Raw genomic sequence first — 8,262 nt, 5'->3', positions numbered from 1 at the left:
GATCGGCGCCCGACAGTGTGAATTCGTCGGTGTGGCAAATGCCTGTCGCCTTGATCTCGACCAGCACTTCGCCCTCGCGCGGGCCCTCGAGGTCGACCTCCATGATCTCCAGCGGCTTTCCGGCGGCGACAGCGACAGCGGCGCGGGTTTTCATTCTTTTTCTCTCCCAAATCTCTATTTTGCCGGGCCAGAACGCGGCGCTTATGATCAGACTATGCGGCGATCTTGCCGGGGCCGGCGGGAAACACACCCGACATGACGGTGAAGCCCTTGATGCGCTTGACACGGTCGCACCAGCGCCGAATAGCCGGATAGTCCTGGCGCGGAACACCGCCTTCCTCCGACAGGATGATGTAAGGAAAACAGGCGATGTCGGCGATGGTCGGGTGACTGGCCGAACAGATCCAGTTGCGGCCCTGCTGTTCGCCGAACCACAGATGCTCGTCGAGGATACGGAAAAGGCGATGCGCGCCGGCACGCGCGGCGTCGATATCGAAGTCATAAAACAGCGCATCGTGCAGGCGGGCGGCCGACGCCGTCGAAGTGATACCGTCTGCAAAGGCCAGCCACTGGCTGATCTCGCCCAGCAGAGCGGGATTGTCCCGCGGATACCAGGTGCCCGACGGATCGTATTTCGAGGCGAGATAGACAAGGATCGCTTGGGCATCGCGCAAGATCAGCTCTTCATCCTCGATGACCGGCAGCTGGCCAAGCGGATTGAGTTTCAGGAACCATTCCGACTTGTGTTCGCGGCCGGGGTAGAAGTCGACCGGCACGGTCTTGTAGTCGATGCCGAGAAAACTCATCAGCAGCCGCAGCTTGTAGCAATTGCCCGACAGTTCGTAGTCGTAAAGCGTGATCATCGGCGGCTCCTAAAGCAATTCCAGGAAAAGTGTGTAACGGTTTTCCGTCCGGAATTGCGTAAAACAAACAGTTAGATGTCCAGCACGAGGCGTGCCGATTTGGCGCGCGAAACGCAGGTCATGATCTTGGTTCCGGCCTTCCTCTCGGCATCGTTGAGGTAGACGTCCTGATGGTCCGGTTCGCCCTCGATCACCGTCGCCACGCAAGTGCCGCAGGCGCCTTGCTCGCAAGACGACGGAACATCGATGCCGCTTTCGCGCATGACCTGCATGATCGTCTTGCCCGCCGGCACCTGAAGCGTGACGCAGGAGCGCGCCAGCGCGACCTCGAAGCTCGAACTGTCGTCGATCTTGTTGGTGTTCTTGAAGTACTCGAAATGGACGGCGCTATCCGGCCAGCCCTGCTCGGCCGCGATCTTGCGCGCGGCTTCCAGCATCGGTCCCGGGCCGCAGATGTAGAGATGCATGCCATTGCGATAACCGGCGAGGAGTTGTCGAAGCTCGGCGCCGGTCGCGTCGGGCGAGAGGCCGAGATGCGGCTTCAGCGCATCGCCGAGATGCTTCAGCCGATCGGCAAAGGCGAGGTGTTCCTCGCCTTGCGCGAAATAATGCAGCTCGTGCGCAAGCTCCTGGTTCTTCAGCGCCTGCGCCATGGCGAGCAGCGGCGTGATGCCGATGCCGCCGGCGACGAACAGCGTCTTGATCGCATCGCGGCGCAGCGGGAAGTTGTTGCGTGGCTCGGAAATCGCCAGCACGTCGCCCTCTCGCACCGTCTCATGCATGCATTTCGAGCCACCCTTGGAGTCCCGTTCCAGCTTGACGCCGATGGTGAAGCTGTCGGTTTCACCAGGACCGTTGGTGATCGAATACTGCCTGATCTCGCCATTGGGCATGTGGACGTCGATATGAGCTCCAGGCTGGAACGTCGGCAGGATGCCCTTGATCGGACGAAGCTCGAAGCCTGCGATCCCGTCGGCGGTCTGCCATTTTCTGGCCACGCTGACACGCAGCGCAGCCTTGCGGCCATGCGTGGTCACCTCAGGCATTTCGGCGAGTTCGGCCGAGACCCGTTCGTAGACCGGCTCGAGCGGCGCCGGCGCCGGCGCGTTCGCCACGTCGCGCTCGACCTCGTCGCGCAGCTTGGAAAGCCGCTCATTGTGGTGACGCAGAATGGCAATGCGCGCGGCGCCCTCGGCCTCCTGATCGAGCACGCCGCGGATCACCGAACGGTTGGAATCGACCGGCTGCACGAAGAAAACGCCCTGCGTCTCGGCGCCGCTGGCTCGCGAGCGAAGCGCCACAGCGAAATCCTGGGCGGCTTCGACGAGAATGTCGGCGCCCTCGCCGTCGATCGCTCCGTTGGGTTGAAAGCGATAGGCTCTCAGCCTCTCGACGACTTTGTCGGCCGGCGCGTTGACCGCGATGCCGCGCAAGGCGAGGAGCTTGTCTTCGGCGAGGCCGGCAATCTCAGGCACCTCCCCGCGCGGCTCTTCCGAGGACCAGACCAAGCCATAACGTTCGACCGCCGGAAAAGTGCGGTTGGTGATGGTGCGGGCGGGTGCATCGGCCGGATGAGCCGGGATATAGGTGCAGCCAGCGGTGCGGTTCGAATAACGCCAGCCGTGATACTGGCATTTCAGTTCGCGCCCGTCATTGATGCCGATCGACAGCCTGACGCCGCGATGCAGGCAGCGGTTCTCCCAGATGTTGACGTAACCGTCATCGGCCCGCCACACGGCGAATTCCCGGCCCAGCAACTGGCCGTGGAAAACGTGGCGAAACGGCAAATCATGGGCAGCGGCGATCGGATGCCACCGGCTTCTGGCTTCTTCCAACATCAATCGTCTCCAAAATGTCTGTCAGGCTGCAGCCGGGATGACCCCGTAGGTCACGCCCTTCTGGCTGAGCCAGCGCCGGTAGGCGATGGCCGACTTGTCAGCGCGGATCGGCGTCTCGGCGCGCGGATCGAGCGGCAGGCGCTTCGGCACCTGGTTTTCCAGGATCGGCTTGTCCTGGCCGAAGATCGTCTGCTGGAAACGCTTGATCACCTTGTCTTCATTGTCTTCGTCGAGCACGCAAAGCAGCATGTGGGCGCGCACATGCTCCTGGTCGACCGGCTGCAGGAAGACGGCGATGACATCGCGCCGGGTCTCGTCGACCGGGCTCGATTTATAGAGCACCGAGCAATAGGGATGCGGCACGCGATAGACGTAGTCGACGTCGGCGCCGCCATCGGACGCCGTCGACGCCATCGGCTGGAAGAAGCGGCAGCGCGTGGCCAGGATCTCGTCGCGATCGACGGAGATCTCGACGTCGTATTCCTTGACTTCGGTATGCGGCTCGACGCCGAGTATGTCGGTATGCACATAGGGGAAGTGGCCCATGTCGAGAAAGTTCTCGATGGCGCGTGGCGCCGAGACGTTGACGCCGAACGTTGCCGCATTGAGCTTGCGGCGGTCCGGCTCTTGATATTCGGGGATCGGGAACAGCTCGGCCGGCGGCGACCCGAGCGAAGTCCAGACATAGCCATAGGCGCTTATTGCAGGCAGCCTGTCGGCGGGTGGAATATGGTCAGCCCTTTGCACATCGGGACGCGAGCGCCAGACGACGGGCTCGCCATCCGCGTCCACCGCAAAGCTGAGGCGCTCCTCGAGCAGAACGGTCTCCTGGACGGCGCCGGGAGCAGCTTCCGCGATGGCGCCCACGGGATGCCAGAGATTGAGGATCACGGGATCAGCGCATTTCGTCATCATGTTATCCCTTCAAATACCCTCGGACGTCATCAGATCTGTGCCGGTATCGCACCATAGGTGACCGCCCTGTCACGCAGCCAGCGCCGATAGGAAACCGAGACGGCATCGGCGCGGATCGGCGTCTCGGCGCGCGGATCGAGCGGCAGGCGCTTGGGGACCTGGTTTTCCAGGATCGGCTTGTCCTGCGCGAAGATCAATTGCATGAAACTGCGCACCGTCGCCGCATCCATGCCCTCCTTGAGGTAGCAGAGATAGGGATGCGCGACGCAGTTCTCCTCGTCGACCGGCTGCACGAACAGCGTGATGACATCCAGCCTCCCCTTCTGGATCGGATTGCTCTTGTAGAGCGCCACCGTATAGGGCCGGATCACCTTGTAGATGTACTCGACGACGAACCCTTCCTTCGCGGTCGGCGACGCGATGGGCTGGTAGAATTTGCATTCGGTCGCCAGCACCTCGTCCTGGGGCGTGATTTCCACCTTGTAAGGCACGACCTCGGTATGCGGCTCCTCGCCGAGCCAGCCTGTGTGGATGAAGGGGAAATGCCCCATGTCGAGAAAATTCTCGACGGCGCGAAGGCCCGACACCTTGACCGCGATCGAGCCGCCGCTGACCAGATGTCGATCCGCCTCGTTGGCCTCGGGGATGTAGATGATGTCGCGCCAGGGTTTGTCCAGACAGGTCCAGACGAAGCCATAGCGCTCGGCGCTCTTCAACACGTCGCCGGTATCGTTGCGAACGACTTCGATCTTGTTTGAATGTTTTCGAACGACGAGATCGACCCCAAGCAGACGGGTCGAAAAGGGCACATCCTGGCTGAGCGATTCCTGGTCAGCGACGATATGCCAGTCGTTCAGAAGCTCGCGGTCGACGCAACGGGTTGCCATCGGCATCCCTCCCAACTCGGCTAGCCCTTCACCACGAACCTAGCCTGACGTTTCGCAATGACGAAATCACAAGATTGGATACCAATCAATGATTTTTTGTCAGCCAAAATCATTTTTTGTGTTGACAGACTATGATGATTGAATTCCGATATGGAAAACCTGAACCTGGGATATGGCACATCCCGAAGCGTCATGTCTTCATCATGGAAAGCCTGCTGATCATGTCGTCGCAAAGGCGGAGAACCGTGCCTTGAGCAGCCGCTCCCAGACGATCGCGGACACGCTGACCCGCGCCATCATCGACCATCGGCTGGTGCCCGGCTGCAAGCTCGGCGAGCGCGAGCTTGCCGAGATATTCGATGTCAGCCGCATCGTGGTGCGTCAGGCCCTGATACGGCTCGCCGATGACGGGCTGGCGCAGATCGAGCGCAACCGCGGCGCCTTCGTCGCCAGGCCAAGCATGCAGGAGGCAATGGAGATTTACGACGCGCTGACCCTTGTCGAACAGGGGGTGGCGGCCCAGCTCAGCGATCGCCTTGGCCCCGCCGGATGGGCCGAGCTGCGCCAGCATGTCGAACGCCAGCGCCAGGCAGTCGCCGCCGGCAACGATGCGCTGGCCGACGTGCTCGGCCAGGAATTCCACACGGTGTTCGTGCGCCTTAGCCGCAACAAGGTGATGCAGGAAATCCATGCCCAGCTGGTGCGCCGCACGACGCTGCTGCGCTCGCTCATTTCAGCCGATTTCGACTATTGCAATCTGCTCGACGATCATTCGAGGGTCGTCGACCTCCTGGAAAAGGGCCGCCTGAAACAGGCCATGGACCTGATCGACACGCATCACCGCACCGTGGTGCGCGGCTATATCATGGATCGCGACGTGTTTCCGGAGATGACGCCTGCCGAAGCGCTCGCACCCTATCTCGACGGCAAGGCCGACGGAGCGACGATATCGGCTGGATTGAGGCAGGCAAAACCATCCGGGAATGGCGACGGCGCGGTGCACGCGCACGTCCATCTCCCTAACAAAGACCGGGCATCGACAAGCCGGGCATCAACCAAAAAAACCAACAGAGGGTTACCGACATGAACGACCTGACAAGACGCGGATTCCTGAAATACAGCGGTGCGCTGGGTGCTGCGCTCGGTGCCGGAGGGCTGAGCACGGTCGCCAAGGCTCAAGAGGTGCTCAAGATCGGCGTCGTCTACGTCTCGCCGATCGCCGAAATCGGCTGGACCAAGCAGCACAGCCTTGGCGTCGAGGCGATCAAAGCCGCGTTCGGCGACAAGGCCGAACTCACCGTCATCGACAACATCTTCATGCCGCAGGATGCGGAGCGCATTTTCCGCGAGCTGGCCAGCGCCGGCAACAAACTGATCTTCGGCACCAGCTTTTCGCACGGAACGCCCATGCAGAAAGTGGCGCCGCGGTTCCCCAAGGTGGCTTTCGAACATTGCTCCGGCATCGTCCACCTTGCCAATCTGGGTACCTTTGAAGCCAAATATTACGAGGGCACTTTCGTCGCCGGCGCGGCCGGCGGCTACATGTCGAAATCGGGCAAGATTGGTTTCATCGGCGGCTTTCCGATTCCGGATATCGTCGGCCCGGCCAACGCGCTGCTGCTCGGTGCGCAAAGCGTCAATCCGAACGCCACCTGCAACGCCATCTTCCTCAATTCCTGGTTCGATCCGGGCAAGGAGAAGGAGGCCGCCAAGACGCTGCTTTCGCAAGGCTGCGACGTCATCTGCTCGATGACCGACACGGCGACGGGCGTCCAGGTCGCGGGTGAAGGCGGCGCCTGGTCGATCGGCTACGCCAGCGACATGGCCAAGTTCGCTTCGGGCAAACAGCTGACGTCCTTTGTCCTCGACTGGACCAGCGACTATGTCGGCGCCGCCAAGGCCGTCGCCGCCGGCACCTGGAAGCCGGAAGTGCGCTGGGATGGACTGGCAGCGGGCGTCGTGAAGATGGCGCCCTACAATGACGGCATACCGGCCGACACCAAGGCCAAGCTGAAGCAGCTCGAGGCCGACATCGGCAGCGGCAAGGTGCACCCCTATGGCGGCGAGTTGAAGGACCAGGCCGGCAACCTCAAGGTCGCTGCAGGCTCCGTCCTGGCCGATGACGATGTTCGCGGCATGAACTGGTTCGTCAAAGGCATGATCGGCAAGCTGAGCTGAACGCCATCAAAGAACCAGGGAGGCGCCGAGACCGACCTTCGGCGTCTCCCTGCCTGGTTCCCGTCCAACCTCGCTTCACGCCACGGCAGGACCCGCCATGCATCCGCGTCTAGAACTGCGCAACATCCGCAAACGCTATCCCGGCGTCGTCGCCAATGACGAGGTCTCGCTGTCTATCCAGCCCGGCGAAATCCACGCCGTGCTGGGCGAAAACGGCGCCGGCAAATCGACCCTGATGAAGATCATCTATGGCGCGGCGCAGGCCGATTCCGGCGAGATCTTCTGCGACGGCAATCCGATCGCGGCGCACAACCCGGCGACGTCGCGCGCGCTCGGCATCGAGATGGTCTACCAGCACTTCGCGCTGTTCGAATCCGTTTCAGTGGTCGAGAACATTGCGCTCTCGGCAAGCAGCGCCTTCGATCTGCCCTCGCTTGCCGCCAAGATCCGCGAGCTTTCGCTTCGCTACGGTATGCCGATCGATCCGCATCGCCAGGTGCATGACCTCTCTGTCGGCGAGCGGCAGCGCGTCGAGATCGTGCGCTGCCTGCTGCAGGCGCCCAAGCTTCTGATCCTCGACGAGCCGACTTCCGTGCTGACGCCACAGGCGGTGGTCAAGCTGTTCGAGACGCTTCGACAACTCGCCGCTGAAGGCTGCAGCATCGTCTACATCAGCCACAAGCTCGACGAGGTGCAGGAGCTCTGTGACACCGCAACCGTGCTGCGCAACGGCAAGGTCACCGGCACCGCTCGGCCGAAAGAGACGACCTCGCTCGAGCTCGCCCGCATGATGGTCGGCTCGAAGCTGCCGGAAATGCATGTCAGCCCGCCGACCCCGAGCGAGAAGCCAGTGCTCGAGGTCAACAACCTTTCGGTCAAGGCAAGAGACCATTTCGGCGTGGATCTGAAGGACGTCTCCTTCAACGTTCATGGCGGGGAAATCGTCGGCCTGGCGGGAGTGTCCGGAAACGGCCAGGCGGAGCTTATCGCCTTGCTCAGCGGCGAACGCACGCATCACAACAACGACGCGATCAGGATTTGCGGTACCGCTGCCGCTCGCCTTCGTGCCGACGAGCGCCGTAAGCTCGGTCTCGCCTTCGTTCCCGAGGAACGGCTGGGCCGTGGCGCGGGACCGTCGCATACGCTGTGGGAGAACGCGGTTCTGACCGCCCATCGCTTCGGCACCGTCCGCAACGGCCTGGTCGACCGGCGCAAAGCCAGCGCCTTCGCAGCTGGCATCATCGACAGGTTCAAGGTCAAGGCCAACGGTCCGGCTTCGACGGCGCAAAGCCTGTCGGGCGGCAATCTGCAGAAATTCATCGTCGGCCGTGAGATCGCGCTCGAGCCGAAGCTTCTGCTTGTCTCCCAGCCGACCTGGGGCGTCGATGTCGGCGCCAGCGCCTTCATCCGCCAGACCATCGTCGACCTCAGCCGCGCCGGCGCGGCGGTGCTCGTCGTCTCCGAAGAACTCGACGAGCTGTTCGAGATTTGTGACCGGCTTCTGGTGATCTGCCAGGGGCGCGTGTCACCGCCGCTGGTACGCAAGACGACCGACCGCGAAGAGGTCGGGCTGCTGATGAC

7 protein-coding genes and 1 pseudogene are annotated in these 8,262 nt (G+C 62.3%); 3 read left to right on the top strand and 5 right to left on the bottom strand.

The window, feature by feature from the left end; genetic code table 11:
- The 5 genes and pseudogenes from ENZ74_RS13640 to ENZ74_RS13620 form a co-directional block, all read right to left on the bottom strand.
- Positions 1-154: pseudogene (locus ENZ74_RS13640) on the bottom strand (S-(hydroxymethyl)glutathione dehydrogenase); the annotation flags it as partial.
- A 58-nt stretch (positions 155-212) separates the two neighbouring features.
- Positions 213-863, bottom strand: a complete 651-nt coding sequence (locus tag ENZ74_RS13635) for a glutathione S-transferase (RefSeq protein ID WP_063168879.1) — start codon at positions 861-863, stop codon at positions 213-215.
- A gap of 71 nt (positions 864-934) precedes the next feature.
- Positions 935-2,701, bottom strand: coding sequence for a Rieske 2Fe-2S domain-containing protein (locus ENZ74_RS13630; protein ID WP_063168880.1), 1,767 nt, complete (start codon positions 2,699-2,701; stop codon positions 935-937).
- A gap of 21 nt (positions 2,702-2,722) precedes the next feature.
- Positions 2,723-3,616, bottom strand: coding sequence for an aromatic ring-hydroxylating dioxygenase subunit alpha (locus ENZ74_RS13625; RefSeq protein WP_013529897.1), 894 nt, complete (start codon positions 3,614-3,616; stop codon positions 2,723-2,725).
- A 29-nt stretch (positions 3,617-3,645) separates the two neighbouring features.
- Positions 3,646-4,503 (bottom strand): aromatic ring-hydroxylating dioxygenase subunit alpha, encoded by an 858-nt coding sequence (locus ENZ74_RS13620; protein WP_032809603.1) that lies wholly within the window; start codon positions 4,501-4,503, stop codon positions 3,646-3,648.
- 250 nt (positions 4,504-4,753) lie between these two features.
- Between ENZ74_RS13620 and ENZ74_RS13615 the strand changes: the two genes are divergently transcribed.
- From ENZ74_RS13615 to ENZ74_RS13605, 3 genes are all read left to right on the top strand, one after another.
- Complete coding sequence (locus ENZ74_RS13615; protein WP_024505100.1) at positions 4,754-5,590, top strand: GntR family transcriptional regulator; 837 nt, start codon at positions 4,754-4,756, stop codon at positions 5,588-5,590.
- Positions 5,587-6,681 carry a BMP family ABC transporter substrate-binding protein gene (locus ENZ74_RS13610; RefSeq protein ID WP_013529894.1) on the top strand — a complete coding sequence of 365 codons (1,095 nt, stop codon included), beginning with the start codon at positions 5,587-5,589 and terminating at the stop codon, positions 6,679-6,681. Before ENZ74_RS13615 ends, ENZ74_RS13610 begins: the two co-directional genes overlap by 4 nt.
- 97 nt (positions 6,682-6,778) lie before the next feature.
- Positions 6,779-8,262, top strand: a 1,484-nt coding sequence (locus ENZ74_RS13605; RefSeq protein WP_164761026.1) for an ABC transporter ATP-binding protein, incomplete at its 3' end; no start/stop codon positions are given.

The sequence above is a fragment of the Mesorhizobium sp. M7A.F.Ca.CA.002.15.2.1 genome (assembly GCF_003998715.1).
In the GTDB taxonomy this organism is placed as follows: Bacteria; Pseudomonadota; Alphaproteobacteria; order Rhizobiales; family Rhizobiaceae; genus Mesorhizobium; species Mesorhizobium ciceri.
The sequence above is the reverse complement of the archived record's forward strand: the minus strand, read 5'-3'. Positions and strand labels throughout refer to the sequence as shown.

Excerpts from the sequence above, each read along its gene's own strand:
- ENZ74_RS13635 (WP_063168879.1), bottom strand. The coding sequence starts at position 863 with ATGATCACGCTTTACGACTACGAACTGTCGGGCAATTGCTACAAGCTG.
- ENZ74_RS13630 (WP_063168880.1), bottom strand. The coding sequence starts at position 2,701 with ATGTTGGAAGAAGCCAGAAGCCGGTGGCATCCGATCGCCGCTGCCCAT.
- ENZ74_RS13625 (WP_013529897.1), bottom strand. The coding sequence starts at position 3,616 with ATGATGACGAAATGCGCTGATCCCGTGATCCTCAATCTCTGGCATCCC.
- ENZ74_RS13620 (WP_032809603.1), bottom strand. The coding sequence starts at position 4,503 with ATGGCAACCCGTTGCGTCGACCGCGAGCTTCTGAACGACTGGCATATC.
- ENZ74_RS13610 (WP_013529894.1), top strand. The coding sequence starts at position 5,587 with ATGAACGACCTGACAAGACGCGGATTCCTGAAATACAGCGGTGCGCTG.